We start from the raw sequence: 24,806 nt of genomic DNA, 5'->3' as shown, positions 1-24,806 counted from the left end.
CGATTCGTCACGCGCCCTTCACCCCGGAGAGGTCGAGGGGCAGGGCGCGCAGGCGCTGGCCGGTGGCGGAGAACACCGCGTTGGCGATGGCCGGCGCCAGCACGGGGACGCCCGGCTCGCCGATGCCGGTGGGCGCCGCCTGGCTCGGCACGATATGCACCGCGACCTGCGGCATCTCGCTCATCCGGGTCGGCTCGTAGGCGTCGAAATTGTGCTCCTGCACCTGTCCGTCCTTTAGGGTGATGCGGTTGCGCAGCACCGCCGAGAGGGCGAAGCCGACCGCCCCCTCGACCTGGGCGCGGATCACATCCGGATTGACCGGCACGCCGACATCCACCGCCGCCACGATCCGGTTCACCCGGATCCCGGCCTCCTGCGCGGAGACGTCGGCCACCATGGCGACGTAGGAGCCGAAGGATTCGTGGACCGCCACCCCGAGCCCGCGCCCCTTCTCCTGCGGCTTGTCCGTCCAGCCGGCCTTGTCGGCGGCGAGCTTCAGCACGCCGGCGAGCCGCGGCGCCTGCGCGAGCAGCGACAGCCGGTAGGCCACCGGATCGACGTCGGCGGCGTGGGCCAGCTCGTCGATCATCACCTCCATGACATGCGCCGTGTGGGTGTGGCCGACCGAGCGCCACCACAGCACCGGCACGCCCTCGCGGCCGTTATGGACGCCGAAGCGATAGGCCGGCAGCGCGTAGGGCGTGTCGGAGGCGCCCTCGACCGTGGTCGAGTCGATGCCGTTCTTGACGATCATCGCCTCAAACGGCGAGCCGATCATGATCGATTTGCCGACCATGACGTGGTCCCAGCCGACCACAGCGCCCTTGGCGTCGATGCCGGCCCGGACCTTGTGCAGCACGGTCGGGCGGTAATAGCCGCCGGCCATGTCGTCCTCGCGGGTCCAGACCAGGTGGATGGGCGCCTTCTCGCCGGCGGCCTTCAGCACCGTGGCGGCCTCCGCGAGGTAGTCGGCGGTGGGCGTCGCCCGGCGCCCGAAGGAACCGCCGGCCCAGTTGCTGTGCAGCCGCACCCGGTCGGGCGTCACCCCGAGGATCGCCGCCATGGTCGCCTGCTCCACGGTCTGGAACTGGAAGCCGCCATAGACGTCGTAGCCGCCGTCGGCCGCCCGCTCGATCGTGGCGTTGAGCGGCTCCATCGCGGCGTGGGCCAGGTACGGGAAGGTGAACTCGGCCTCGATCACCGTGGCGGCGCCCTTCAGCGCGGCCTGCGGGTCGCCGCGCTCCGAGGCGGTGAGGCCGGGGCCCTTGGCGCGCTCCCGGTACTCGGCCAGGATCGCCTCGGAGGAGCGGGTCTCGGCGGTGCTGTCGTCCCAGGCAACGGTGAGCGCCTCGCGCCCCTTCATGGCCGCCCAGGTATCGCGGGCGATCACCGCGACGCCGGTGGGCACCTGCACCACGTCGAGCACGCCCGCGACCTTGCGGGCGGCGGCGGCGTCGAAGCTCTTCACGGTGGCGCCGAAGCGCGGGGCGCGGGCCACCACGGCGGTGACCTGGTTCGGGCGGCGGATGTCGAGGGAGTAGATCGCCGAGCCGTTGGTCTTGGCCACGGAGTCGAGACGCGGCACTTTCTGGCCGATCAGCGTCCACTCGCTCGGGTCCTTGAGCCGCGGCTCGGACGGGACCGGCAGGGAGGCGGCGGAGGCCGCGAGCTCGCCGAACCGGGCCTGCCGGCCCGAGGGCGCGTGCCGGACCACGCCGTCCGCGACGGTGATCTGCGCGACCGGGACCTTCCAGCGGAAGGCCGCCTCGGCCATCAGCATCTCGCGGGCGGCCGCCCCGGCCTTGCGCAGCTGGAACCAGGAATTGGCCACCGCGGTGGAGCCGCCGGTGCCCTGGATCGGGCCCATCAGCGAGTTGTTGTAGAGCGTCGCGTCGGCCGGCGCGAACTCGGTGCGGACTTGGCTCCAGGCGGCGCCGAGCTCGTCGGCCAGGATCGTGGCCAGCCCGGTCGTGTTCCCCTGGCCCATGTCGAGATGCTTGATGATCACCGTGACGGTGTCGTCCGGGGCGATCCGCACGAAGGCGTTGGGCTGGGCCTTGACGCTCGCGAGGTCCGGGCCGGCGGCGGCCCGGGCGGGCTTCGCGTCGAGCCGGAAGGCGACCACGATGGCGCCGGCGCCGGCCAGGAGGCCGCGGCGGCTGGGTCGGACGGGGACTGCGTTCGGTCGACGGGCGTTCAGCATGGCGGCGATGCTCCGGTCAGGACCGCGGGAAGGGGTGTTCGGTGTCAGGCGAGATCGCGCGCGGCCTCGTGGATCGCGGCGCGGATGCGCTGGTAGGTGCCGCAGCGGCAGATGTTGCCGTCCATGGCGCCGTCGATATCGGTGTCGCTGGGCTTGGCGTTGCCCGACAGGAGCCCGATCGCCGACATGATCTGACCGGACTGGCAGTAGCCGCACTGCACGACGTCGAGCTTGCGCCACGCGGCCTGGACGGCCTCGGCCACCCGGCCGGACACGCCTTCGATGGTCGTCACCCGGGCGGTGCCGACATCGCCGACCTTGGTCTGGCAGGACCGCACCGGCTGCCCGTCGAGATGGACCGTGCAGGCGCCGCACTGGGCGATGCCGCAGCCGTACTTGGTGCCGGTGGCGTCGAGGCGGTCGCGCAGCACCCAGAGCAGCGGCATGTCCGGGTCGGCGTCGACCTCGTGGGTGACGCCGTTGACGGTGAGCTTCGGCATGGTCGGCGGCCCTCGGTCGACACGCGGAAGCCGGCGCGCACCGGATCGCGGCACTCGGCCCCGCCACGTGCATGTTCTACCGTAGCGGGCATCCCAACGCCAACGATGTGTGGCAGCGCACGGACGCAAGGAGTGCCGGCCGCCGCGAAACCGACGCCGATGCGTAAGATCCGACCAATGCCGGCAGCCGCTTCTTAAGACATCCGCCCCATCCTGGCGCGATCACCCCCTGCCCAGCTGCCTCGCCGCCGCGTTCGAGCCGAGTTTCAAGAGACCCATGTCCGATCTCACCGTCGAGATGGTGCAGCGCGGTCGCGGCCCCTCGACGGAGGAAGCCGCGCGGCGCCTCGGAGTCGCCCGCGAGATCCGCTCGGCGCGCGAGAAGCTGACCTCGCAGACCGGCCTGGAGCGGGCCTTCGACCACGAACTGCTGCGCCATTACGCCCAGTATCGGGCCGGGGCCGGCATCCCGCTGGTGCTGTTCGCGGTCACCCTCGCCACGGCGGCGACCTTCTGGATCGCCCCGGTCGTGGCCGCGCTCTGGGCGCTCGGCGCGATCCTGATGATCACGCTCAACACCACGCTGAGCCGGAGCTTCCTGCGCGCCGACGCGGCGACGATCCCGCTCGCCCGCTGGCGCAACCGCTTCCTGATCGGCGAGGTCCTGCAGAGCCTGTCGTGGTCCGCGATGATCGGGCTCGGCACCACCGGCGGCTGGACCTTCGCGCTGTTCGGCCTCGTCATCGCGGCCGCGGTCTCGACCATGCTGGCCGCGACCGTGCCGGTGGCGGCGGTCGCCGCGCTGGTGCCGCTGGTCCTCGCCACCGCGTCGCTCGCCGCCTGCTCCAAGGGCATGGAGGCGCTGCTGCTGGTGCTGATGGCCGCCGGCGCGCAGCTGTTCTTCCTCGGGCTGGCCCGCCGCCTCTACGCCTCGACGGTGGGCGCCCTGCGCTCGCGGGCCGAGAAGGATGCGGTGTTCGGCGAGCTGGAGCAGGCCAAGGCCAATTCCGACGAGGCGCGCCGCCGCGCCGAGGAGGCGAACCTCGCCAAATCCCGCTTCCTCGCCACCATGAGCCACGAGCTGCGCACGCCGCTCAACGCCATCCTGGGCTTCTCGGAGGTGATGAAGAACGAGGTGTTCGGCATCCACACGGCGCCGTCCTACCGGGAATACTCGAACGACATCCACGACAGCGGGATGCACCTCCTCAACCTGATCAACGAGATCCTCGACCTGTCGCGCATCGAGGCTGGCCGCTACGAGCTCAACGAGGAGGCGGTGCAGCTCGCCCACATCGTTGAGGAGTGCCGCCACATGATGGGCCTGCGCGCCAAGGCGAAGAACCAGACCTTCCACGACCTCGTCGATGGCTCGCTGCCGCGGCTCTGGGCCGACGAGCGGGCGCTGCGCCAGATCGTGCTCAACCTGCTGTCGAACGCGGTGAAGTTCACGCCGCCGGGCGGCGAGATCTGGCTGAAGGTCGGCTGGACCGCCTCGGGCGGCCAGTACGTCTCGGTGAAGGACAGCGGCCCCGGCATCCCCGAGGACGAGCTGGGCACGGTGATGTCCTCGTTCGGCCGCGGCTCCCTGGCGATCAAGACCGCCGAGCAGGGCTCGGGCCTCGGCCTGCCGATCGTGAAGGGGCTGGTGGAGCTCCACGGCGGCCAGTTCCAGCTGTCGTCGCGGCCGCGCGAGGGCACCGAGGTGATCGTCACCCTGCCGGCCTCCCGGGTGATGGACACGCTGCCGCCGGTCGATGTCGGCGCCGACGCCTTCGTACCGGCCCGCAACGCCTTCAACCGCGCCGCCTGAGACACCAGGGCTCCGCCCTGGACCCGCAAAAGGTCGACGACCTTTTGAAACCGGGACCTTACGGGGTCTCGGCCAGGGCGCGGATGCGGTTCCATTCGGCCTCGGTCACCGGCTGCACCGACAGGCGCGAATTGTTGACCAGCACCATGTCGGCGAGTGCCGGATCGGCCTTGATCGCGTCCAGCGTCACCGGCCGGGGCAGGGCCTCGACGGCCTTCACGTCGACCATGCCGAAGCGGCCGGTCTCGTCGGTGTGGTCGGGGTAGTAGGGCCGGATCACTTCCACGATGCCGACCACCGCCTTGCCCTCGTTCGAGTGGTAGAAGAAGCCCCGCTCGCCGACCTGCATGGCCATCAGGTGCTTCTTGGCGAGGTGGTTGCGCACGCCGTTCCAGTGCGTCCCGGCCGCGCCGGCCTCGACCTGCTGCGCCCACGACCAGGTCGCGGGCTCGGATTTGAACAGCCAGTACGCCATCACGCCGTCTCTCGAGGGCCGCCCCGTCGCGGCGGCACGGCCCCCATAGCGCAGCTGTCCCCGATGCGGACAGGCCCCTTCGGCGGCGGTTCACCGTCCGTTGCGGCCGAGCACGATCCGGCTGAGGCCCGCGAAGGCCCAGGCGCAGAGCCCGCCATACAGCATCACCCACGCGAAGCCCCGAACCAGCGCCTGCCGGGCGACCGACTCGGTGAGGTCTGCGGCCCCGGCGACGGCGAGGTTGCCGGCGGCGACCGCCTCCGCGAGGGCGTCGAGCGCCGTCCCCTGCGCCAGCGCGCCGAAGCCGGACCGGACGCCCTGGAGCAGGATGAAGCCCATCAGGGCGATGTTGACGGCGAGCGCGATCATCCGCGCGCTCATGTCCATGCCCGAGGCCATCCCGGCGCGCTCCGGGGGCAGGGCGCCCGTGGCGGTGTTAGTGACCGGCGTGTTGGTGAGGCCGAGCCCGGTGCCGGCGAGGATGCAGCCGGGCAGCAGCGTCAGCCCGCTTGCCTGCGCGCCGGTGGCAGCCAGCCGCATCAGCAGGAAGCCGGCGCCGAGGGTGAACAGGCCGAGCGGAATGACCAGGCCCGGGCCGTGGCGCAGGAGCAGCCGCTCGGCGAACGGCGGCACCACCAGGGTCGGCAGCGTATAGGCCAGGAGGACGAGGCCCGCGGTGACGCTGTCGTAGCCCAACACTGCCTGGACATAGATCGGCAGGTAGATCACGAACGGCCAGAAGCTGAAGTTCATGGCGCTCGATCCGAGCAGGGCGCCCGCGAAGCGCCGGTTCCGGAACGCCGCGAAGTCGAACATCGGCCGCGCCGCCCGGGTCTCCACGACGACGAACGCCGCGAGGCTGACGGCGCCGGCGAGCGCCAGCAGGCTCACCGGATCGTCCAGGCGCAGCGCCTGCCCTCGGATGATCAGGTAGACCAGGCTGAACACCGCGAACGACAGCGTCGCGATCCCGGCGAAGTCGACGCGCCGGGCCTGGGGATCGGCGGATTCGACCAGTCCGGCCCGGGCCAGGCCCAGGGTGACCAGCGCCAGCAGGACGTGGACCCAAAAAACCCATTCCCAGCTGAGGGCCGCGACCGTGACGCCGCCGACCAGCGGGCCGAAGCCGAGACCGAAGCCGAACACGATCCCCCACCAACCGAAGGCCGTCCCGCGCTCGGGCCCGTCCCGGAACTGGTGCGACAGCACGGCGGTCTGGCAGGCCAGCATCGCGGCGGCGCTCGATCCTTGGAAGAACCGGGCCGCGATCAGCACCGGGGCGCTCGGCGCCAGCCCGCAGACGAGGGAGGCCGCCCCGAACGCCGCCACGCCGATCAAGAAAACCCGCCTTCGGCCGAACCGGTCGGCCAGGGTGCCCATGGCCATCAGGCAGGTGGTCATCGCCACCGTGTAGGCGTTCATGATCCACTGGAGCTGCCGGAAATCGGCCCCCAGGACCTGCTCCAGGGTCGGCAGGATCGACGGGATGCTGGAGATCTCCAGCCCCAGCATCAGCGCCGACAGGCAGATCGCCGTCAGAGCCAGGCTATTTCCAGTCTTGCGATCGACGTGAACAAGATCCGGACCGGCCCCGCGCAGGGAATCCGGAAGGTCTTGGAGGCCATCAAGCTTGCTCGTCATGAATCCGCACCTCCGCGGGTGATACGAGGATGCGGCGGAGCCTGGCGCGCGGTTGATCACAACACAATCGAATGGCATCCTATTTCAGTGATGACAGAAATGGATGGGCCGCGTGGTCACCCTCGATGTCGACGCCGTCCGGACCTTCGTGACGGTCGCGGATCACCGGAGCTTCACCCGCGCCGCCGAGGCGCTCGGGGTGACGCAGGGCGCCGTCAGCGTGAAGCTGCGGCGGCTGGAGGACCGGCTCGGCCAGCGGCTGATCGAGCGCACGCCCCGTCAGGTCCGGCTCTCGGCACAGGGCGAGATCTTCATCGGCTCGGCGCGGGAGTTTTTGGCCGCGCATGAGCGCGCGGTGGCGGGTCTCGCTGAGCCGCGCCGCCGGTTCCGGCTCGGAATCGCCGCCCACGTCATGGGTCCGGAGGTGCCGGGCCTGCTCGCCCGGCTGAAATCCCTCGACCCGGCGCTGGCGATCGAGGTGCTGCTCGACAACGCCCGCCCCCTGCTCGACGGGTTCGAGGCCGGCACGCTGGACGCGGCGATCATCCGCAGCGACGACGACCGGCGCGACGGCGACATCCTCGGGCCGGAGCATTTCGGCTGGTTCGCGGCGCCGCATTTCGAGCATCGGGCCGGCGAGACGCTGCGGCTGGCCGCGACCTCGCCCTGCTGCTCCGTCCGGGACGTCGCCATCCAGCTCCTGGACCGGGCTGCGATCCCCTGGACGGAGGTGTTCGTCGGCGGCACCGCGGCGATCAGCGCCGCCCTGTCGGCCGGCCTAGCGGTCTCGGCCTTCCCGCGCCGGCTCGCCCCGGCGGATGTGATCGATGTCGGCGACGCGCTGGGCCTGCCGCCGATCCCCTCGCTCGCCCTCGTGCTGCACTCGTCCCTCACCGACTCGCGCAGCAAGGATGCGCTCCGGGCGATCACGGCGGCGTTCCGCGAGCACCGGAGGGGTTAGGACGCTCGTACGAGGAACATGGGTTCCCAAAGGGCTCAGCCCTTTGGCGGGGTTCGGGGGCGGAGCCCCTGAGACACCTTTCCGGGGGACCAGGGCTCTGCCCTGGTCCCGCAAAAGGTCCCGGACCATTTGAAACCCTAATCGGTCTCGCCGCGCAGCGGCCGGGCCAGCAGGCCGGCGATCACGTCCTCGACGCCGGCTTGGCCGGCCACGATCGCGGCCACGGCCTGGGCCACCGGCATCTCGATGCCCCTTGCCGCCGCCAGGCCGGCCAGGGCGGTCGCCGTGAAAGCGCCCTCGGCGAGCTTGCCGCCTGCGGCGTCCTCCGGGCTCGCCCCGGCGCCGAGGCGCTGGCCGAAGGCGAAGTTGCGCGATTGCGGCGAGGAGGCGGTGAGCACGAGGTCGCCCAGGCCCGAGAGGCCCATCAGGGTCTCGGGCCGGCCCCCGAAGGCGCGGGCGAAGCGCATCAGCTCGGCGAAGGCGCGGGCGATCAGGGCCGCCCGGGCGCTCTCGCCCAGCCCGCGGCCCGCCACGATCCCGCAGGCGATGGCGAGCACATTCTTGCCGGCGCCGCCGATCTCGACGCCGCGCACGTCGTCGGTGTGATAGAGCCGGAAGCTCGGCCCCGAGAGCAGCGCGCTCAGCGTGGCGGCGAGCCCGGGATCGGCCGCCGCCAGGGTGACGGCGGTGGGCAGGCCGCGGGCGACGTCGGCCGCGAAGCTCGGGCCGGACAGGACCGCCACCGGCGTTCCCGGCGGCAGGACCGCTTCGGCCACCGCGCTCAGAAAGCTGTCGGTGCCGCGCTCGATCCCCTTGGCGCAGAGGATCACCGGCCCGGCCGAGGCCAGGGGCTCGCGCAAGCTCTCCAGCACGCCGCGCACGGTCTGGGCCGGCACGACCAGCAGGGTCGCCCGGGCGCCCGCAAGTTTTTCAGGCTGCGCCGTCGCGGCGATCCGGGCATGGAGCGGCACGCCTGGCAGGTAGCGTGGATTCTCCCGCTCGGCCTCGAGCCTGGCGGCGGCGTCCGGGTCGCGTAGCCAGAGCGAGACCGGGTGCCCGGCGGCGGCGGCCGCGTTGGCGAGCGCCGTCCCCCAGGCGCCGCCGCCGACGACGTTGATGGGCGCGCTCATGCCGAAATCTCCGCGGGTTCGAGCCGATAGAGCACGTGGCTGCGCAGCGGCCCCTCGGGCACCGCCGGATGCGAAAAAGTCTCCGCCCGGACCATGCCGAGGCGCTCCATCACCGCCTGCGAGCGGCGATTGCCGGACGCGGTATACGCCACGACGGCGCGGATACCGCAGCGCCCGACGAGGTCGGCCAGCGTCAGCCGCGCGGCCCGGGTGGCCAGCCCGTGGCCCCAGGCGTCCCGGGCGAGGCGCCAGCCCAGCTCGACCGTCGCGCCGATCCGCTCGCCCCCCGGGAACGGCATGGCCCGCATGATCCGGAAGGCGCCGACGAAGCCGACGAACCGGCCGTCCCGCTCCAGAGCCCAGGGGCCGAACCCGTCCGCCACGAAGCGCCGGTCGTAGCTGCCCGCCTCGGCGGCGCTCTCCGGCTCCGTCCGCGGCCGGGGGAAGAATTCCATCACCGCCGGGTCGGCGTTGAGCGCCGCGAACGGGGCCGTATCCGCCGGGCGCCAGCGGCGCAGCAGCAGGTCGCCGTCCCGGAGGCCGTCGGGCACCGGGGCGATGGCGATCTTGCCGCGCCAGGCGAGGGAGCGCCGGTTCAGCAGGGCGAGGTCGGCGGTGCCGGCGAGCACGGCCTCGCCGAGGGCGATCGCGTGCTCCAGGCCGTCGGCCGGCATGTTGGCGTGGGCGGGCGGGGCCACGCTGTCGCGCCAGGGGCCGCCGCAGGCAGTGTCGAGGAGGATGCGGGCGAAGCAATGGTCGAGATGGACCGGCCAGCCGGGCCGGGCGGCCTCGGGCAGGCGGCCCGCGACGAGATCCCGCCAATGCGCGCGCCGATCCGCGGCCGCGCTCATCCGGCCGGGACCGCGTCCCGGGCCGGGTCGGCCGCGAGCGGCCAGCGGGGGCGGGCCGGGGCGGTCAGGTCATCCACGAGCCCGAGCCGCAGCCGCTCCAGCCCGGCCCAGGCGATCATGGCGCCGTTGTCGCCGCAGAGCGGCAGGGGCGGGGCGACGAAGCCGAGGCCGGCCTCGCCGGCCAACGCCGCGAGCGCCCGCCGGATCGCACCGTTGGCCGAGACGCCCCCCGCCGCCACCAGGGCGGTGGGCCGGCCGGCGACGCCCGAGAAGGCGCGCAGGGCGACCCGGGCGCGGTCCACCACCACGTCGACCACCGCGGCCTGGAAGCTCGCGCACAGGTCGGCGACGTCGCGCTCGGCGAGCGGAGCGATCCGCTCGGCCTCGATCCGCAGGGCGGTCTTGAGGCCCGAGAGGGAGAAATCGGCCTCGCGCCGGCCCAGCATCGGCCGGGGCAGGGCGAAGCGCTCGGGATCGCCCGATTCGGCCATGCGCTCGACCTCAGGGCCGCCGGGATAGCCGAGGCCCAGCAGCTTGGCCGCCTTGTCGAAGGCCTCGCCGATGGCGTCGTCCACCGTCGAGCCGAGCCGGACGTAATCGCCGACCCCGCGCACGGCGACGAGCTGGGTGTGGCCGCCGGAGGCCAGCAGCAGCAGGTACGGGAAGGGCAGGTTGTCTGTCAGCCGCGCGGTCAGCGCGTGGGCCTCGAGGTGGTTCACGGCGAGCAGCGGCTTGCGGGTCACCAGCGCCAGGGTCTTGGCGGTGACGAGGCCGACCAGCACGCCGCCGATCAGCCCGGGCCCGGCCGCCACCGCGATCCCGTCGAGATCCGGGAACCCGATCCCGGCCTTGTCGAGGGCGCGGGCGATCAGCCGGTCGAGCACCTCGACATGGGCGCGGGCGGCGATCTCGGGCACGACGCCGCCATAGGCGGCATGCTCGGCGATCTGGCTCAGAATCTCGTTGGCACGGATCTGCCCGAGTTCGCCCTCATCGACGGACACCACGGCAGCGGCGGTCTCGTCGCAGGTGGTCTCGATGCCGAGCACGGTCTTCACGGGCCAATCCCTCGATCAACGGACCTGCACGCCCCCGCCCGAGAGCCTGCCGGACCGGGGTAATCCGGGCGCCGAGCGGGTGCAATGGCCGCCCGGACACCCGTGGAAGGCTCAGTCGACCGCGATCATCACGTCGGAGGCCTTCACCACCGCGTAGGCCGGGCCGCCGGCCACGAGCTTGAGCGAATCGACCGCCTCGTTGGTGATCGAGGCGGTGATCACCTGGCCGGGGCTGATCTCGATCTTCACATGGGCCGTGGTCGCCCCCTTGTCGACCGAGACCACCGTGCCCTTGATGACGTTGCGCGCGCTGATCTTCATGGTGTGCTGCCAAGCTCCTTCGGGCCGCACCGGGCGGCATCCGGCGGTCTCCTACAGCATGGCGCGGACCGGCGCGACCACCCGGGCGCGCCGCCGGCACGGAGGCTGGCCCGGTGCAAGCGAACGCGCTCGATCGACGGCCCTCGCGCATCGGCCGTATGCAGCGATGGCGTCGCTCAGATCAACCACCCCCAAACCAGACAGAACGCCCGAGTTCTTGGAGACGGCTTTTGGTCGACACTGAACGTGTCTTCTGAAATCGGCAACATAATCCGCCGCCGTCACGATGCCGGATGAACAGCCTGTGCCAGTGTCAATCAGACTGGAATTATCATATCAAGTATGATAAAGTATGATTTCTTGCCGAGAGAGACACCATGCCCGAGATCGAACGCCTGACCGTCACGATGCCGGCCGAAATGGCGGCTGTTGTCAAACAGGCCGTCGAATCCGGCGACTATGCGTCCACCAGCGAGGTCGTCCGGGCTGCGCTGCGCGACTGGAAGCTGAAACGCACGTTGCAACTCGATGAGCTGACGGCACTCAAGGTCGACATCGACGCCGGCCTCGCCGATGTCGCCGCCGGCCGGGTCACAACCTTCGATGCCGCTCGGATCGTCGAGCGCGGGAGGAAGCTATTAGCGGACCGCTCGCCCTCCGCCTAACCGAGACGGCGGAAGCCGATCTGGCCGCGATCTGGGCCTATGTCGCGGCAGACGCCTCCCCTGCCATGGCAGATCGCCTGATCGCGCGGATTGAGGCCGCCTGTGCGCCCGTGCGGGACTTTCCGCAGGCCGGCCCCTCACGCGAGCAACTGGCGCCTGGGCTGCGCGTGGTAATCGAGCGGGCTTACGCGATCTACTATCAGCACGACGAGCGCGAAATCGTCATCGTCCGAGTGCTGCACGGCGCGCGGGATGTCGATGCGCTCGCGGCGCACGGGGGATTTGCCTGACCAGGTTCCCAAACCGACAGCAACGCGAAGACCAGGGCAATCGCTTGAAGAAATCAGATGGTCTGGGGTAACCTGACCAACTGGCTTTGGACCGGGCAGATCGGGAGGATCAGCCTGGACCGGAGGAGTTCGAGATGAAGCGAGGACAGAAGCCGAGCACGGAGCAGGTGAGACTGACGCTGCGCCAGATCGAGGTGCAAACGGCCCAAGGCGAGAGTATCGCACGTCGCGTGCAAGGAGTCGGACGTGTCTGAAACCAAACGCCTGATCTACTGAGGGCGGCTTCTGGTCAACGCTGAATGCGTTTTCTGAAAACGACATCCGCGGTTGGGCTGCGGGCGCGGGCCCGGCCGCAGACGAACAGGATCCTCACGCGCTCTCGGCCAGGACCGACTGCCGCTCGAACAGGGCCCGGTAGGCCCCGCCCGGGCGGCGCATCAGGGCGGCGTGCGGGCCGTCCTCGACGATGCGGCCGTGGTCGAACACGAGGATGCGGTCGAGCGCCCGCACCGTCGACAGCCGGTGGGCGATGACGAGCGCGGTGCGCCCGTGCATCAGCCGCGCCATCGCCTCCTGCACCAGGGCCTCGGACTCCGAGTCGAGGCTCGAGGTCGCCTCGTCGAGGATCAGGATCGGCGCGTCCGCCAGGAAGGCGCGGGCCAGCGCCACCCGCTGGCGCTCGCCGCCCGACAGCTTGACGCCGCGCTCGCCCACCAGCGTGGCGTAGCCCTTGGGCAGCCGCGCGATGAAGCCGTGCGCGTTGGCGAGCCGGGCCGCCCGCTCGATGTCGTCGGCCGAGGCGCCGGGCCGGGCATAGGCGATGTTCTCGGCGAGCGACCGGTGGAACAGCACCGGCTCCTGGGGCACGATCGCGACCTGCGCCCGCAGGCTGGCCTGGCTCGCCGCCGCCACGTCCTGCCCATCGATGAGTTACGCACCCGCCCGAGACGTCGTAGAGCCGCTGGATCAGCTTGACGAAGGTGGTCTTGCCCGAGCCCGAGCGGCCGACCAGCCCGACCCGCTGGCCCGCCGGAATCGTCACCGACAGCCCGTCGTAGAGCGGGTTTCCGTGGGCGCCGTAGTGGAAGCGCACGTCCTCGAAGCGGATCGTCCCGCCCGCGACCGCGAGCGGAACCGCCCCGGGCCGGTCGGCGACGCCGACGGGCTCGACCGCCAGGGCGACCAGCTCCTCCATCTCGTTGACCGCCCGCTGCAGGTGGTTGATGTGGCCGCCGATCTCGCGCAGGTAGCCGTGCACCACGAAGGTGGTGGTGAGCACGTAGGCGACGTCGCCCGGGCTCGCCTCCCCCCGCCACCACAGCCACAGGGCGGTGGCGACGATGGCGGTGCGCAGCGCCAGCAGCAGCCCGAGCTGGCCTGTGCCGCTCCAGGTGATGATCATCCAGGTGCGGTGCGTGCGCCGCTGCCACTTGGCCAGGAGCCGGCCGAGGCGCGCGTCCTCCCGGCCCTCCGCGCCGAACGCCTTGACCACGGCGTTGTTGCCGATCGCGTCGCTCAGGGCGCCGCCGAGCCGCGTATCGAGGACGTTCGAGAGCGCGGCCGCGGGGGCGATGACCCGGGTCGCCAGCAGGGCGGTCGCGCCGACATAGGCGGCGGCCCCGAGCGCCACCACCGCGCCGAGGACCGGCCAATGCAGGCCGAGCACGAGGGCGGTGCCCAGGAGCACGACCAGGGCGGGCAGCAGCGCCAGCAGCAGCGTATCGTTGAGCCCGTCGAGGGCCCACATGCCGCGCGAGATCTTTCGGACGGTCGAGCCCGAGAAGGTGTTGGCGTGCCACTCGGTGGAGAAGCGCTGGACCCGGGCGAAGCCGTCCCGGGCCATGTCGCTCATGGTGTGGAGGGTGAGCGGCACCACGAGGCTCCAGGCCACGTGCCGCAGCAGCGCGGTGGCGAGGCCGAGCGCCGTCATCGCCAGGAAGGCCGGCAGGGCGGCCTCCAGCGCCGCATGCCGCTCCGGCCCGGTGAGCGCGTCGACCAGCCGCCCCGCGTAGAGCGGCAGCATCACCTCCGCGAAGGTGGCCAGCGTGATCGCGCCGGAGAGGCCGGCGACGCGGGGCCAGCGCTTGCGCCAACCGCGGACGACGAAGGCGAGGACGCGGCGGACCGCGCCCGCCCGCCGGGGAGAGGACAGAGACATATACATGCCCGACGCGCAGGCGTCGGCTCCGAGAGGCGCGGCTTCCGCGTCGGCGATGACGCGGACCGGCGAGGTCAGACGGGAGGGGGGCTCGGGGACGCCGGGGCCGAAAGGCCGGGCGTGAACGGAAGGCGGCTAGCCGACCTGAGCGGCGACGCCAGCGATTCCTACGGGGAGAGCGGCATAGACGGTGTTCATGCGGCCTCCTCCTTCAAGCGAGCGCGACGGTGACGAGGCTAGGAGAATCGGAAACGATTCGCAACGGTGGAAGCCGGCTCGTTGAGATGACGGTTGAAGCGCGATCGGCGTGTCTGTTGGGGGTGGAAAGCCGACGCAGTGGGGTTCACGCTGGAGCGATGAAGGGTCGAACGCTCATTCTTTCGCTCGGTGGTGCGGCCTTGTCGGCAGCATCCGTATGGCTGGCGCACGCCCCCGTCGTCGCTCGGCCAGTTCAAGCTGGTACTCTGCCTGTCGCAGTCTACGAGGACCGAGATTACGATGCTAAGCGTTTTGCCGCCAGCCGAGTTCTCGGGCTCAAGACATTCCCTGCTCAGCCCATTTTCGTCGGGCTTGAAGATTTTATTAGAGATCGCCTTGTAAACGACGGCGTCAGGGTCGTTTCAAAGTCTGAAAGCGAAGATCGCATCACATTGATTGAGGCCAAAATCACGCGCAGCACCCACCCTGCATCACCTTTCATGCCTCAAGTAAACCGCTCTATCGATCTTATGTTCTGCCACAATCCAATTGTCAGCGCTTCCGATAAAAGTTGGCAGTGCCAGCATCTCGTGTTCGAATTTTACTTGAATGAAGATTACGAACTCGGCCCGCTGTACGAAGAAATCTGGCGCACAGTCCGAGAGACAAAACCCGTTGCCCTGCCCGGAACGTCGGCGTTTCGGCCGCGCCGTATCACGATTTTGGACGTAAAGCTTCGAACTTGAGCTTCTTACCCATCACCGGCCAACGCCACGCATATGTTTGGGGGGTGTGCGAAAGGCCGCTTTTGGTCGGAGGCAGCCCCTCCAAAAGGCACCGCGATCGTGATCCGCGACAGCGTGCCGGCGACGGGTGCCGGGCTGTCGGGCGGCATCGTCGCGCGTGAGCCCAGAGCTGGCTTCCCATTCCCTCATCCCGAACCCCCGCCACCGGGACGAAACGCTAACCCGGGTCGTCGCCCTCCGGATCGGCCTCGGCCTCCTCCTCCTCCGGAATCGGCGCGGCGCCCCAGGCGGTCAGCGTCGCGTTGAGATCGTCGAGGACGAAGTGTCGGGCGCTGTCGCGGTCATAGCCCTCGCCCAGGAGGTCGTCGTAATCGGTGAAGACGTGGCGGGCATAGGTCACCAGGGCGAGGCGCGCGGCCGTCTCGGGAGCGGCGCCGCGCAGGCCCGGGCTCGCCAGCGCCCGGTCGAGGGTGGCGTCGGCCTCGAAGGCGGGCAGGCGCGGGGCGATGCGGGCGAGCGCCTCGGCCACGGCCTCGCGGCGGTTCCGGGGTGGGGGCAGGGGGCCGCTCACCGGGCGGCCTCCGGTTCAGGCACCATGATTTCGCCGCCGCGGGCGGCTAGAGCGCTCGCCGCATCCAATTGCAACGCGCTCCGATGCGGCACTAATGTCATCGGCAGTTGAGGCGGGGCAGGCAGACAACCCGCCGTCGGGGAGATCAGGTCCATGGCAACGATCCGTCACGCGGTGATCCTGAGCGTCCTGCTCGGGGCGGCGCCGGCCCTGGCCCAGAGCCCGGCCAATCCGGACGGCGCCCGGATCGGCCGCCGGATCACCGCGACGGGCCAGACCAAGCCGCCGAGCCCGGCCGTCACGGGCACGTCCCGGCCGGTGAACGAGGTCGCGATGCTCAAGGCGCAGAAGGCCGCCGAAGCCCGTTCGAAGGCCTGGGACAGCAAGATGCGCCACACGATGGGCACGATCTGCCACGGCTGCTGAGCCGGCATAAGCAAAGGGGCCGCCCCTGCGGGCAGCCCCTTTTTTCGCACGTCCAATTCCGGACGCACACCCCGACGCCGGTTCGGCCCCGGGGTACGCATCCCGAAACACTCAGCGGGAGTAGAACTCGATGACGAGGTTCGGCTCCATCTGCACCGGGTAGGGCACCTCGGACAGGCTGGGGATGCGGGTGACGCGGGCGGTCATCTTGGCGTGATCGGCCTCGATGTAGTCCGGAACGTCGCGCTCGGGCAGCTGGGTCGCCACGATGACGATCTCGAGCTGGCGGGAGGATTCCTTGACCTCGATGAGGTCGCCGGCCTTCACCTGGTAGCTCGGGATGTTCACCCGGATGCCGTTGACCTTGACGTGACCGTGGTTGACGAACTGGCGCGCCGCGAACGGGGTCGCCACGAACTTCGCCCGGTACACCACGGCGTCCAGGCGCCGCTCGAGCAGGCCGACCAGGTTCTCGCCGGAATCGCCGCGCAGGCGGATCGCCTCGGCGTAGTAGCGGCGGAACTGCTTCTCGGTGATGTTGCCGTAATAACCCTTGAGCTTCTGCTTGGCGCGCAGCTGCGTGCCGAAGTCGCTCATCTTGCCCTTGCGGCGCTGGCCGTGCTGGCCGGGGCCGTATTCGCGGCGGTTGACGGGGCTCTTCGGGCGGCCCCAGATGTTCTGGCCCATGCGGCGGTCGAGCTTGTGCTTCGCCTGAATCCGCTTCGACATGACTTCGCGTCCTCTCGTGACCGAGATTGAGGAACGCGCCCTCCTTTTCCGGGACGCTCAGGTCCGGGACGACAGGGCGGGAGGATCCAGCCCACGGGTGCGCGTGAAAACGCGACGGGGCCCCGTGCGGAGCCCCATCGACGGCCGGGTCTTTAGGGGATGGACCCGCCCGGGTCAACCACAGGAGGTCTTTTGGGGTGGCCGGGACAGGCGAGATCAGGCGCGCGGAGCCGGCGGACGCGGCGGCAATCCGGGCGCTGGTGGATGCGGCCTACGCCAAGTGGATCCCGCTGATCGGGCGCCTGCCGACGCCGATGCGGGCCGATTATGCGCAGGCCGTGCTGGCCCACCGCTTCGACCTGCTGCATTCCGGTGAAGACCTGGCGGCGCTGCTCGAGACGACGCAGGAGAGCGACCATCTGCTGGTCGTCAACGTGGCGGTGCATCCGAAATATCAGGGCAGGGGCTACGGCACCGGTCTCCTGGCACAGGCCGAGTCGATCGCTGCCGAGGCAGGGCTCTCGCGGCTGCGCCTCTACACGAATAAAAAGTACACGGCGAACCTGCGCCTCTACGCCGCCCTCGGCTACCGGGTGGAGCGCGAGGAGCCGTATGACGGCCCGGGCCGGACGCTGGACGACGACATCATCGTGCACATGGTGAAGGACCTCGCAGCCGGCACCCCGCAGAGGGACTGACCCGGCCGATGCTGTCATCCGCTGGCAGCGATGCCGGCGTAGATGCACCCCATGTCCCGCTCGGAACGCCTGTTCGACCTGCTTCACGCCCTGCGGCGCCACCGGCGTCCGGTCAGCGGGCGGGTGCTGGCCGAAGACATCGGCGTGAGCCTGCGCACCCTCTACCGGGACATCGCGAGCCTTCAGGCGATGGGGGCGTCCATCGCGGGGGAGCCCGGAATCGGCTACGTCCTGAAGCCGGGTTTCTTGCTGCCGCCGCTGATGTTCAGCCCGGAGGAGATCGAGGCGCTGGTCCTGGGCTCGCGCTGGGTGGCCGACCGCGCCGACGACCGGCTGAGCGGCGCGGCTCGGAGCGCACTCGCCCGGATCGGGGCGGTCCTGCCCGACGACCTGCGCGAGACCTTCGAGGGGTCGGCGTTGCTGGTCGGCCCCGGCACGCCCGCCCCACCTGAGGCGGTCGATCCCGCCCTGCTGCGCAAGGCGATCCGGACCGAGCGCAAGCTGGCGCTCCGCTATCGCGACGGGGCGGGGGCGACGTCCGAGCGGATCGTCTGGCCGTTCGCGCTGGCGTTCTTCGACGCCGCCCGCATCCTGCTGGGCTGGTGCGAGCTGCGCCAGGGCTTCCGGCATTTCCGCACCGACCGGATCGCCGCGGCGGACCTGCTCGACACCCGCTACCCGAAGCGTCGGCAGGCCCTGCTCAAGGACTGGCGGCGCACTGAGGGGATCGCCGACGCCACGGCCTGATGCTGCCGGAATCTGGCAGGAGCACCGGATATCGAGGTTGCGCCCCCACCGACAGGAGCGACCAATGACTGAGCCCACCAACATCCTTCTCTACGTCACCAACCCGGAGGCCAGCATCCGCCTCTACGCGCGCCTGCTCGGCCGGGAGCCGGTCGAGGCGAGCCCGACCTTCGTGCTGTTCGCGCTGCCCTCGGGGCTGGCGCTGAGCCTGTGGGCGCGGACCGATATCGTACCGGCCCCCACGCAGGCGGGCGGCGGCAGTGAGATCGGCTTCCGGGTGGACACGGCCGCACGCGTCGACGCGATCCACGACGACTGGCGGGCCAAGGGCGCCGAGATCCTGCTGCAGCCCACCGATCTCGATTTCGGCCGGAGCTTCGTCGCCGTCGATCCGGACGGGCATCGCCTGCGGGTCTATGCGCGCGCCGAGGATCAATGAGCGACCTTCGGCGTGGGTGAAGGGCAGAGCCTTGCTATCGGGCTCCGCCCCGAGACCCCGCCAAAGGGCCGAGCCCTTTGGAAACCCGGACCGGTCAGGTCACCACGCTCGGCTCGGCCCGGCCGGTGCGGGGCTCGATCTCCGCGACGGCGCGGGCCGCCGCCACGACCGGGGCCAGCACCTCGGCGACGGGCAGATCGAGCCGCGCGGGATCGGCTTCGTAGCGCTCCAGATAGACCCGGAGCGTCGCCCCGGCGGTGCCGGTGCCCGAGAGCCGGAAGACCACGCGGGCATCCTCGGCGAAACTGATCCGGATGCCCTGGCGCTCGGTGAGCGAGCCGTCGACGGGATCGCGGTAGGCGAACTCATCGGCCGTCGAGACCGTGAGGTCGCCCAGCCGCGTGCCCGGCAGCCCGGCGAGCTTTTCGCGCAGCGCGTCCATCAGGCCGTTGGCGGCGTCCGAGTCCACCTCCTCGTAATCGTGGCGGGCATAGTAGTCGCGGCCATGGGTCCGCCAATGTGCCCGGACCAGCGCGTCGGCGCGCTCGCCGGTGGCGGCCAGGATGTTGAGCCAGAGCAGCACCGCCCAGAGCCCGTCCTTCTCGCGCACGTGGTTCGAGCCGGTGCCGGCGCTCTCCTCGCCGCACAGGGTGATCAGGCCGGCATCGAGCAGATTGCCAAAGAACTTCCAGCCGGTGGGCGTCTCGTAGGCCTGGATGCCCAAAGCCGCCGCGACCCGGTCGGCGGCGCGGCTCGTGGGCATCGACCGGGCGATGCCGGCCAGGCCGCCCGCATAGCCCGGCGCCCGGTGGGCGTGGGCGGCGAGCAGCGCGAGGCTGTCGCTCGGCGTCACGAACAGGCCCGGGGCCACGATCATGTTGCGGTCGCCGTCGCCGTCGGAAGCCGCGCCGAAATCCGGGGCGTCCGGCCCCTGCATCAGGTCGAACAGGTCGTGGCAATGGACCGGGTTCGGATCCGGGTGATGGCCGCCGAAATCTTCTTTTGGAATAGCGTTGACGACCGTCCCCTCGGGCGCGCCGAGCATGCCTTCCAGGATGGCGACCGCGTAGGGGCCGGTCACCGCGCTCATCGCGTCGAAGCGCATGCGGAAGCCCGCGGCGAACAGGCGGGACACCGCGTCGAAATCGATCAGCGTGCGCATCAGTTCGGCGTAGTCGGCCACCGGGTCGATGATCGCGACCGTCATGGCGCCGAGCCGGATCTCGCCCAGGGTGTCGAGGTCGAGATCCGGGGCCTCGACCAGGCTGTAGCGGGTGAGCGCCTTGGCCCGCGCGAAGATCGCATCGGTGACCGTCTCAGGGGCCGGGCCACCATTGGCGGCGTTGAACTTGATGCCGAAATCGCCGTCCGGGCCGCCCGGATTGTGGCTCGCCGACAGGATGATGCCGCCGATCGCCCGGGCCTTGCGGATCACGCAGGAGGCCGCCGGGGTGGAGAGCAGGCCGCCGCGCCCGACCAGCACCCGGCCGAAGCCGTTGCCGGCGGCGAGCCGGAGGGTCTTCTGCACCACCTCACGATTGAGGAAGCGCCCGTCGCCGCCGAGCACCAGGGTGGCGCCCGCCTTGTCGGGCAGGGTGTCGAAGATCGCCTGGACGAAGTTCTCGACGTAGTTCGGCTGCCGGAACACCGGCACCTTCTTGCGCAGCCCGGAGGTCCCCGGCTTCTGGTCGGGGAAGGGCGTGGTGTCGATGTGCTTCGGGGTCGGCATCGCGGCGACGTCTCCCTGGATCTCCCGCCTCAATGCCCGCCCGGGGGCCCGGCGTCATCCGTCCGGCGCGGAATAGCGCCCGCTTTGTCACAGCGGTTTGAACGGTTCGGGCGACGAAACCGGTTCTTCGTGTGTCGGTCCGGTTCACCAGCGGTTGCGCCCGCCAGGTCGCGACGGTTGTATCGCCCGACCCGCCAGATAAGGCGGCCGGGAGGATACATGTCGGACGGACCCTCGCAGACGCGCCCGCGCCAGGGCAGGACACGACCGGAGACCGGATTGCCGCGGCGACAGATGTTCGGAGCGGTCGCGGCGGCGGGCCTCGCCGCTGCCCTGCCGCCCTCCGCCGCGACGGCCGCACCGTCGACACGGTTGCAGACGGAGGAATTCCGCCTGCCGTGGAGCGAGCCGGGCATCGACATCTACGTGCGCAACAAGCACCCCGCCGGAACCGACCGCTTCGCGGGCGACAGGATCCTGCTGTTCGTGCACGGCTCGACCTACCCGGCCTCCACGGCCTTCGACCTGCCGCTCGGCGGGATGTCGGCGATGGACTACTTCGCCGGCCAGGGGTTCGACGTCTACCTCGTGGACCTGCCGGGCTACGGGCAATCCGGGCGCCCGGCGCCGATGAGCGCCCCGGCCGCCGACAATCCGCCGTTCATGCGCACGCCGGACGCGGCCAAGGTGGTGGGGCAGGTCGTCGACTTCATCCTGAAGCGGCGCAACGTCGACAAGATCGACCTGATGGGCTGGTCCTGGGGGACCTCGACCATGGGGCTCTACACCAGCACCCACAACGACCGGGTCAACCGGCTGGTCCTCTACGCGCCGCAATGGCTGGCGCGCACGCCGGCTCTGATGGCCGGCGGCTCCGGGCCGCTCGGCGCCTATCGCAGCGTCAGCCGGGACAGCGCCAAGGCGCGCTGGCTCACCGGGGTGCCCGAGGACAAGCAGGCCGACCTGATCCCGCCGGGCTGGTTCGACCAATGGGCCGACGCGACCTTCGCCACCGACCCGGTCGGCGCCCGGCAATCGCCGCCGGTGCTGCGCGCGCCGAACGGCACCGTGGCCGACAAGGACGCGTACTGGGCGGCGGGCAAGCCGCTCTACGATCCGGGCGATATCCGCGTGCCCGTGCTGCTCATCCACGCCGAATGGGATGCGGACCTGCCGAGCTACCAGGCGCAGGAATACTTCACGACGCTCACGCACGCCCCCTACAAGCGCTTCATCGAGCTCGGAGAGGGCACGCATACGGTGATGATGGAGAAAAACCGCATGCAGTTCCTCCACGCGGTCGCGGCCTTCCTCACGGAGGCGGACCCGCAGGCGTTGAATTGAGGTAAGGGCGCAGGGCTCCCCGCAGGGCGACAGAGACAGTGCGGGGGCCCTCAGACCAGGCCGAACTCTTCACGCTTGTGATTGAAGTTCGTCGCATGCATCCCGAGTTGCATGGCCGCGACATACAATCCGGCATCCGCCGTCAGAATTTCACGATCGGGCGAGCCACATTGGAGGATCGCAGAGTCGGTGATGCCGAGCCGATGGTACTCGTCGCGCGCCGCCACGATCGCGCTCTCGATGTAGTATTCGCGGTTGCCGGCGATGAGGCTCCTGAACGTCTCCATGATCGCTCTGCGTTCGGGATTTTTGTGATGCCGCAGCAAGTTGGCCGCTTCGGACACCGTGTTGGGCAGCAGGATCAGACGACAATCGTGACCGAGCAAGTGGACAAGGAGATCGAAATCGTCGCTCGTGAATTCGGTGAGATTCTTATGCTTGGCGATGATGCCGGCCAATGTCAGACCGACGGCCAGAAAGACCATCAGTTGCGTATCGAGAAGAATGGAACGCGTCATTCCTCGGCCAGTTCACGGATCTTGATCGACGGCAACTCGTTTTCGTCATTAGGAATGCGAACAACCTTATAGGTTCGGTTCAACATTGTCCCGCCGGGGACTGCTCCAAACCGCGCCAGGTTTTCGCTACCAGGCCGCAAGAGCCCGAAGGTTATCAACCACGCATCATCGCGCTTATCGAACTCCACTTCCTCAAGCCGCAATTCAGAAATCTGCTCATCCGAGAAGACGGCCTTGAGATAGTCCCTCGCTTTCGCGACAGCCTGCTTCACGTCCACGATCGACCCCGCATCCATCTGTCAGGCTCTTTCATGAGTTCGGCGATCCGCACGGCCCACCAGGGGCCGTGCTTCCGTTCTGTCCCCTGGCTCGCTTATTCCGCCGCCTGCCGCGCCCCATACCCCAGCCGCTCGTTCAGGGCGCGGATCAGCTTGACCGCGGCCTCGGCGATCACCGTGCCGGGCGGGAAGATCGCGGAGGCGCCGGCCGCCACCAGGGCGTCGTAGTCGCCCGGCGGGATCACGCCGCCGATGGCGATCATCACGTCGTCCCGGCCCTGCTCCGTGAGCGCCGCCTTCAGCTCCGGCACCAGGGTGAGGTGGCCGGCCGCCAGCGACGAGACGCCGACGATGTGCACGTCGTTCTCCACCGCCTGCCGGGCGGCCTCGGCCGGGGTGGCGAAGAGCGGCCCGATATCCACGTCGAAGCCGAGATCGGCAAACGCCGAGGCGATGACCTTCTGGCCCCGGTCGTGCCCGTCCTGGCCCATCTTGGCGACCAGGATGCGCGGCCGGCGGCCATCGTTCTCCTCGAACGCCTCGACCAGCGCCCGGACCTCCTCGACCACTGGCGACATGCCCCCAACCTCGCGCTTGTAGACGCCGGAAATCGAGCGGATCTCGGCGCGGTGCCGGCCCCAGGCCTTCTCCAGGGCCTCGGAAATCTCGCCGACGGTGGCCTTGGCGCGCGCCGCGTCGACGGCCAGCGCCAGCAGGTTCTCGTTCGTGTCGGCGGCCTTGGTCAGCGCCTCGAGCCGGGCCGTGACGGCGGCCTCGTCGCGCTCGGAGCGCAGGCGCTTGAGCTTGTCGATCTGCAGGCGGCGGACATTGCCGTTATCGACCCGCAGCAGGTCGATGGCCATGTCGTCGTCGGCCTTGAACTTGTTGATGCCCACGATGGTCTGGCGGCCGGAATCGATCCGGGCCTGGGCCCGGGCGGCGGCCTCCTCGATCCGCAGCTTGGGGATGCCGGCCTCGATCGCCTTGGCCATGCCGCCGAGCTGGTCGACCTCGCGAATATGCTCCCAAGCCCGCGCCGCGATGTCGGCGGTGAGTTTCTCGACGTAGTAGGAGCCGCCCCACGGGTCGACGATCCGGCAGGTGCCGCTCTCCTGCTGCAGGAACAGCTGGGTGTTGCGGGCGATCCGGGCCGAGAAGTTGGTGGGGAGCGCCAGCGCCTCGTCGAGCGCGTTGGTGTGCAGGGATTGCGTGCCGCCCTGCGTGGCCGCCATCGCCTCGATGTTGGTGCGGGTGACGTTGTTGAACACGTCCTGGGCGGTGAGCGACCAGCCGGAGGTCTGCGAGTGGGTACGCAGGGCCAGGGATTTTTCCGATTTCGGATCGAACCCCTTCACCAGCTTCGCCCAGATCAGGCGCGCGGCCCGCATCTTGGCGATCTCCATGAAGAAGTTGGTCGAGATCGCCCAGAAGAACGACAGGCGCGGGGCGAACTGGTCGATGGTGAGCCCGGCGGCCAGCCCGGCCTTGATGTACTCGACGCCGTCGGCCAGCGTGTAGGCGAGCTCCAGGTCGTTCGTCGCCCCTGCCTCCTGCATGTGATAGCCGGAGATCGAGATCGAATTGAATTTCGGCATATTCTTCGACGTATAGGCGAAGATATCGGAAATAATCCGCATCGATCCCTTGGGGGGATAGATGTAGGTGTTCCGGACCATGAACTCCTTGAGGATGTCGTTCTGGATCGTCCCGGCGAGCTTTTGCGGCGGCACGCCCTGTTCTTCAGCGGCCACGATGTAGAGGGCGAGGATCGGCAGCACCGCGCCGTTCATCGTCATCGACACCGTCATCTCGTCGAGCGGGATGCCCGAGAACAGCGTCCGCATGTCGTAGATCGAGTCGATCGCCACGCCGGCCATGCCGACATCGCCCGAGACGCGCGGATGGTCGGAATCGTAGCCGCGGTGCGTGGCGAGGTCGAAGGCCACCGACAGGCCCTTCTGGCCGGCCGCGAGGTTGCGCCGGTAGAAGGCGTTCGAATCCTCGGCCGTGGAGAAGCCGGCATATTGCCGGATCGTCCACGGCTGGGTGACGTACATGGTCGGGTAGGGGCCGCGCAGGAACGGCGCGATGCCGGGATAGGTGTCGAGGAACTCGATGCCCTCGCGGTCCTCAGGTCCGTAGCGGCCCTTCACCGGAATGCCCTCCGGGGTCATCCAGGGCTCGGGCAAGGCCGGAGACGCCGCCGCAAGCGGGTCGCCGACCCAAGGAATCTCGGCGAAGTTCGGGATGCGGGTGGTCATGGTGCTGACTCGTTATGGCGTTTGTCGCACCATTATAGACACCGCCGGGAACCGGG

25 protein-coding genes and 2 pseudogenes are annotated in these 24,806 nt (G+C 70.0%); 11 read left to right on the top strand and 16 right to left on the bottom strand.

Features of this window, described 5'->3' with window-relative positions:
- Window positions 1-7: 7 nt before the first annotated feature.
- Together MKL09_RS31205 and MKL09_RS31200 are read right to left on the bottom strand one after the other, a co-directional pair.
- Window positions 8-2,203, bottom strand: a complete 2,196-nt coding sequence (locus tag MKL09_RS31205; protein WP_244025825.1) for a xanthine dehydrogenase family protein molybdopterin-binding subunit — start codon at window positions 2,201-2,203, stop codon at window positions 8-10.
- A gap of 44 nt (window positions 2,204-2,247) precedes the next feature.
- Complete coding sequence (locus MKL09_RS31200; protein ID WP_244025824.1) at window positions 2,248-2,703, bottom strand: (2Fe-2S)-binding protein; 456 nt, start codon at window positions 2,701-2,703, stop codon at window positions 2,248-2,250.
- A gap of 277 nt (window positions 2,704-2,980) precedes the next feature.
- Here MKL09_RS31200 and MKL09_RS31195 point away from each other — a divergent pair, with 277 nt between their 5' ends.
- Window positions 2,981-4,516, top strand: a complete 1,536-nt coding sequence (locus MKL09_RS31195; RefSeq protein ID WP_244025823.1) for a sensor histidine kinase — start codon at window positions 2,981-2,983, stop codon at window positions 4,514-4,516.
- 58 nt (window positions 4,517-4,574) lie between these two features.
- Here MKL09_RS31195 and MKL09_RS31190 read toward each other — a convergent pair whose 3' ends face one another.
- Both MKL09_RS31190 and MKL09_RS31185 read right to left on the bottom strand, forming a co-directional pair.
- Window positions 4,575-4,991, bottom strand: coding sequence for an EVE domain-containing protein (locus tag MKL09_RS31190; protein ID WP_244025822.1), 417 nt, complete (start codon window positions 4,989-4,991; stop codon window positions 4,575-4,577).
- Between the two features lie 90 nt (window positions 4,992-5,081).
- Window positions 5,082-6,632, bottom strand: a complete 1,551-nt coding sequence (locus MKL09_RS31185) for an MFS transporter (RefSeq protein ID WP_244025821.1) — start codon at window positions 6,630-6,632, stop codon at window positions 5,082-5,084.
- Between the two features lie 103 nt (window positions 6,633-6,735).
- Between MKL09_RS31185 and MKL09_RS31180 the strand changes: the two genes are divergently transcribed.
- Complete coding sequence (locus MKL09_RS31180) at window positions 6,736-7,593, top strand: LysR family transcriptional regulator (protein WP_244025820.1); 858 nt, start codon at window positions 6,736-6,738, stop codon at window positions 7,591-7,593.
- Between the two features lie 137 nt (window positions 7,594-7,730).
- Here MKL09_RS31180 and MKL09_RS31175 read toward each other — a convergent pair whose 3' ends face one another.
- From MKL09_RS31175 to MKL09_RS31160, 4 genes are all read right to left on the bottom strand, one after another.
- Window positions 7,731-8,723 carry an NAD(P)H-dependent glycerol-3-phosphate dehydrogenase gene (locus MKL09_RS31175; protein WP_244025819.1) on the bottom strand — a complete coding sequence of 331 codons (993 nt, stop codon included), beginning with the start codon at window positions 8,721-8,723 and terminating at the stop codon, window positions 7,731-7,733.
- A complete protein-coding gene (locus MKL09_RS31170; RefSeq protein WP_244025818.1) occupies window positions 8,720-9,574 on the bottom strand; it encodes a GNAT family N-acetyltransferase in 855 nt (284 codons plus the stop codon). The genes MKL09_RS31175 and MKL09_RS31170 overlap by 4 nt, the downstream gene beginning before the upstream one ends.
- A complete protein-coding gene (gene tsaD / locus MKL09_RS31165; protein ID WP_244025817.1) occupies window positions 9,571-10,632 on the bottom strand; it encodes a tRNA (adenosine(37)-N6)-threonylcarbamoyltransferase complex transferase subunit TsaD in 1,062 nt (353 codons plus the stop codon). Before tsaD ends, MKL09_RS31170 begins: the two co-directional genes overlap by 4 nt.
- Before the next feature lie 111 nt (window positions 10,633-10,743).
- The gene (locus MKL09_RS31160) at window positions 10,744-10,953 is read right to left on the bottom strand and encodes a molybdopterin-binding protein (RefSeq protein ID WP_244025816.1); all 210 of its coding nucleotides are present in this window, start codon (window positions 10,951-10,953) and stop codon (window positions 10,744-10,746) included.
- A gap of 377 nt (window positions 10,954-11,330) precedes the next feature.
- Here MKL09_RS31160 and MKL09_RS31155 point away from each other — a divergent pair, with 377 nt between their 5' ends.
- The 3 genes and pseudogenes from MKL09_RS31155 to MKL09_RS31145 all read left to right on the top strand — a co-directional run.
- Window positions 11,331-11,618, top strand: a complete 288-nt coding sequence (locus MKL09_RS31155) for a type II toxin-antitoxin system ParD family antitoxin (RefSeq protein ID WP_244025815.1) — start codon at window positions 11,331-11,333, stop codon at window positions 11,616-11,618.
- Complete coding sequence (locus tag MKL09_RS31150; RefSeq protein WP_313901223.1) at window positions 11,591-11,908, top strand: type II toxin-antitoxin system RelE/ParE family toxin; 318 nt, start codon at window positions 11,591-11,593, stop codon at window positions 11,906-11,908. The genes MKL09_RS31155 and MKL09_RS31150 overlap by 28 nt, the downstream gene beginning before the upstream one ends.
- Before the next feature lie 134 nt (window positions 11,909-12,042).
- A pseudogene (locus MKL09_RS31145) lies at window positions 12,043-12,163 on the top strand (IS3 family transposase); the annotation flags it as partial.
- A 114-nt stretch (window positions 12,164-12,277) separates the two neighbouring features.
- Here the strand turns inward: MKL09_RS31145 and MKL09_RS31140 are convergent.
- A pseudogene (locus MKL09_RS31140) lies at window positions 12,278-14,066 on the bottom strand (ABC transporter ATP-binding protein).
- A 284-nt stretch (window positions 14,067-14,350) separates the two neighbouring features.
- On the opposite strand from MKL09_RS31140, the gene MKL09_RS31135 reads away from it, so the two are divergent.
- Window positions 14,351-15,010, top strand: coding sequence for a hypothetical protein (locus tag MKL09_RS31135; RefSeq protein WP_244025814.1), 660 nt, complete (start codon window positions 14,351-14,353; stop codon window positions 15,008-15,010).
- Between the two features lie 217 nt (window positions 15,011-15,227).
- On the opposite strand, the gene MKL09_RS31130 is transcribed toward MKL09_RS31135, so the two are convergent.
- Together MKL09_RS31130 and MKL09_RS31125 are read right to left on the bottom strand one after the other, a co-directional pair.
- Window positions 15,228-15,581, bottom strand: coding sequence for a DUF2293 domain-containing protein (locus MKL09_RS31130; protein WP_244025813.1), 354 nt, complete (start codon window positions 15,579-15,581; stop codon window positions 15,228-15,230).
- The gene (locus MKL09_RS31125; protein WP_244025812.1) at window positions 15,578-15,736 is read right to left on the bottom strand and encodes a hypothetical protein; all 159 of its coding nucleotides are present in this window, start codon (window positions 15,734-15,736) and stop codon (window positions 15,578-15,580) included. The genes MKL09_RS31130 and MKL09_RS31125 overlap by 4 nt, the downstream gene beginning before the upstream one ends.
- Here MKL09_RS31125 and MKL09_RS31120 point away from each other — a divergent pair.
- A complete protein-coding gene (locus MKL09_RS31120) occupies window positions 15,735-16,007 on the top strand; it encodes a hypothetical protein (RefSeq protein ID WP_244025811.1) in 273 nt (90 codons plus the stop codon). The genes MKL09_RS31125 and MKL09_RS31120 overlap by 2 nt on opposite strands.
- 111 nt (window positions 16,008-16,118) lie before the next feature.
- On the opposite strand, the gene rpsD is transcribed toward MKL09_RS31120, so the two are convergent.
- Entirely contained in the window at window positions 16,119-16,736 is a 618-nt protein-coding gene (gene rpsD, locus MKL09_RS31115) for a 30S ribosomal protein S4 (RefSeq protein ID WP_058190956.1), read from the bottom strand.
- Window positions 16,737-16,933: 197 nt separating this feature from the next.
- Between rpsD and MKL09_RS31110 the strand changes: the two genes are divergently transcribed.
- From MKL09_RS31110 to MKL09_RS31100, 3 genes are all read left to right on the top strand, one after another.
- Window positions 16,934-17,434 carry a GNAT family N-acetyltransferase gene (locus MKL09_RS31110; RefSeq protein ID WP_244025810.1) on the top strand — a complete coding sequence of 167 codons (501 nt, stop codon included), beginning with the start codon at window positions 16,934-16,936 and terminating at the stop codon, window positions 17,432-17,434.
- Between the two features lie 51 nt (window positions 17,435-17,485).
- Complete coding sequence (locus tag MKL09_RS31105) at window positions 17,486-18,181, top strand: helix-turn-helix transcriptional regulator (RefSeq protein ID WP_244025809.1); 696 nt, start codon at window positions 17,486-17,488, stop codon at window positions 18,179-18,181.
- A gap of 64 nt (window positions 18,182-18,245) precedes the next feature.
- The gene (locus MKL09_RS31100) at window positions 18,246-18,620 is read left to right on the top strand and encodes a VOC family protein (RefSeq protein ID WP_244025808.1); all 375 of its coding nucleotides are present in this window, start codon (window positions 18,246-18,248) and stop codon (window positions 18,618-18,620) included.
- Window positions 18,621-18,714: 94 nt separating this feature from the next.
- On the opposite strand, the gene MKL09_RS31095 is transcribed toward MKL09_RS31100, so the two are convergent.
- Window positions 18,715-20,349: an alpha-D-glucose phosphate-specific phosphoglucomutase gene (locus MKL09_RS31095; RefSeq protein ID WP_244025807.1), complete on the bottom strand. Its 1,635-nt coding sequence runs from the start codon at window positions 20,347-20,349 to the stop codon at window positions 18,715-18,717.
- 219 nt (window positions 20,350-20,568) lie between these two features.
- On the opposite strand from MKL09_RS31095, the gene MKL09_RS31090 reads away from it, so the two are divergent.
- Window positions 20,569-21,693: an alpha/beta hydrolase gene (locus MKL09_RS31090; RefSeq protein WP_244025806.1), complete on the top strand. Its 1,125-nt coding sequence runs from the start codon at window positions 20,569-20,571 to the stop codon at window positions 21,691-21,693.
- Between the two features lie 50 nt (window positions 21,694-21,743).
- On the opposite strand, the gene MKL09_RS31085 is transcribed toward MKL09_RS31090, so the two are convergent.
- From MKL09_RS31085 to scpA, 3 genes are all read right to left on the bottom strand, one after another.
- Complete coding sequence (locus MKL09_RS31085; protein WP_244025805.1) at window positions 21,744-22,211, bottom strand: PIN domain-containing protein; 468 nt, start codon at window positions 22,209-22,211, stop codon at window positions 21,744-21,746.
- Window positions 22,208-22,507, bottom strand: a complete 300-nt coding sequence (locus tag MKL09_RS31080; RefSeq protein WP_244025804.1) for a hypothetical protein — start codon at window positions 22,505-22,507, stop codon at window positions 22,208-22,210. The genes MKL09_RS31085 and MKL09_RS31080 overlap by 4 nt, the downstream gene beginning before the upstream one ends.
- A 77-nt stretch (window positions 22,508-22,584) precedes the next feature.
- Window positions 22,585-24,750 (bottom strand): methylmalonyl-CoA mutase, encoded by a 2,166-nt coding sequence (gene scpA, locus MKL09_RS31075; protein ID WP_244025803.1) that lies wholly within the window; start codon window positions 24,748-24,750, stop codon window positions 22,585-22,587.
- Between the last annotated feature and the right edge of the window lie 56 nt (window positions 24,751-24,806).

Origin of the sequence: Methylobacterium sp. J-048 (genome assembly GCF_022829515.1) — a bacterium.
GTDB lineage: Bacteria > Pseudomonadota > Alphaproteobacteria > Rhizobiales > Beijerinckiaceae > Methylobacterium.
Note: the sequence above shows the minus strand (reverse complement) of the source record. Positions and strands in the feature narration are given on the sequence as shown.

Coding starts and splice junctions, on each gene's coding strand:
- MKL09_RS31205 (WP_244025825.1), bottom strand. CDS start 2,203: ATGCTGAACGCCCGTCGACCGAACGCAGTCCCCGTCCGACCCAGCCGC.
- MKL09_RS31200 (WP_244025824.1), bottom strand. CDS start 2,703: ATGCCGAAGCTCACCGTCAACGGCGTCACCCACGAGGTCGACGCCGAC.
- MKL09_RS31195 (WP_244025823.1), top strand. CDS start 2,981: ATGTCCGATCTCACCGTCGAGATGGTGCAGCGCGGTCGCGGCCCCTCG.
- MKL09_RS31190 (WP_244025822.1), bottom strand. CDS start 4,991: ATGGCGTACTGGCTGTTCAAATCCGAGCCCGCGACCTGGTCGTGGGCG.
- MKL09_RS31185 (WP_244025821.1), bottom strand. CDS start 6,632: ATGACGAGCAAGCTTGATGGCCTCCAAGACCTTCCGGATTCCCTGCGC.
- MKL09_RS31180 (WP_244025820.1), top strand. CDS start 6,736: ATGGGCCGCGTGGTCACCCTCGATGTCGACGCCGTCCGGACCTTCGTG.
- MKL09_RS31175 (WP_244025819.1), bottom strand. CDS start 8,723: ATGAGCGCGCCCATCAACGTCGTCGGCGGCGGCGCCTGGGGGACGGCG.
- MKL09_RS31170 (WP_244025818.1), bottom strand. CDS start 9,574: ATGAGCGCGGCCGCGGATCGGCGCGCGCATTGGCGGGATCTCGTCGCG.
- MKL09_RS31160 (WP_244025816.1), bottom strand. CDS start 10,953: ATGAAGATCAGCGCGCGCAACGTCATCAAGGGCACGGTGGTCTCGGTC.
- MKL09_RS31155 (WP_244025815.1), top strand. CDS start 11,331: ATGCCCGAGATCGAACGCCTGACCGTCACGATGCCGGCCGAAATGGCG.
- MKL09_RS31135 (WP_244025814.1), top strand. CDS start 14,351: ATGACGGTTGAAGCGCGATCGGCGTGTCTGTTGGGGGTGGAAAGCCGA.
- MKL09_RS31120 (WP_244025811.1), top strand. CDS start 15,735: ATGGCAACGATCCGTCACGCGGTGATCCTGAGCGTCCTGCTCGGGGCG.
- MKL09_RS31125 (WP_244025812.1), bottom strand. CDS start 15,736: ATGGACCTGATCTCCCCGACGGCGGGTTGTCTGCCTGCCCCGCCTCAA.
- rpsD (WP_058190956.1), bottom strand. CDS start 16,736: ATGTCGAAGCGGATTCAGGCGAAGCACAAGCTCGACCGCCGCATGGGC.
- MKL09_RS31105 (WP_244025809.1), top strand. CDS start 17,486: ATGTCCCGCTCGGAACGCCTGTTCGACCTGCTTCACGCCCTGCGGCGC.
- MKL09_RS31100 (WP_244025808.1), top strand. CDS start 18,246: ATGACTGAGCCCACCAACATCCTTCTCTACGTCACCAACCCGGAGGCC.
- MKL09_RS31095 (WP_244025807.1), bottom strand. CDS start 20,349: ATGCCGACCCCGAAGCACATCGACACCACGCCCTTCCCCGACCAGAAG.
- MKL09_RS31090 (WP_244025806.1), top strand. CDS start 20,569: ATGTCGGACGGACCCTCGCAGACGCGCCCGCGCCAGGGCAGGACACGA.
- MKL09_RS31085 (WP_244025805.1), bottom strand. CDS start 22,211: ATGACGCGTTCCATTCTTCTCGATACGCAACTGATGGTCTTTCTGGCC.
- MKL09_RS31080 (WP_244025804.1), bottom strand. CDS start 22,507: ATGGATGCGGGGTCGATCGTGGACGTGAAGCAGGCTGTCGCGAAAGCG.
- scpA (WP_244025803.1), bottom strand. CDS start 24,750: ATGACCACCCGCATCCCGAACTTCGCCGAGATTCCTTGGGTCGGCGAC.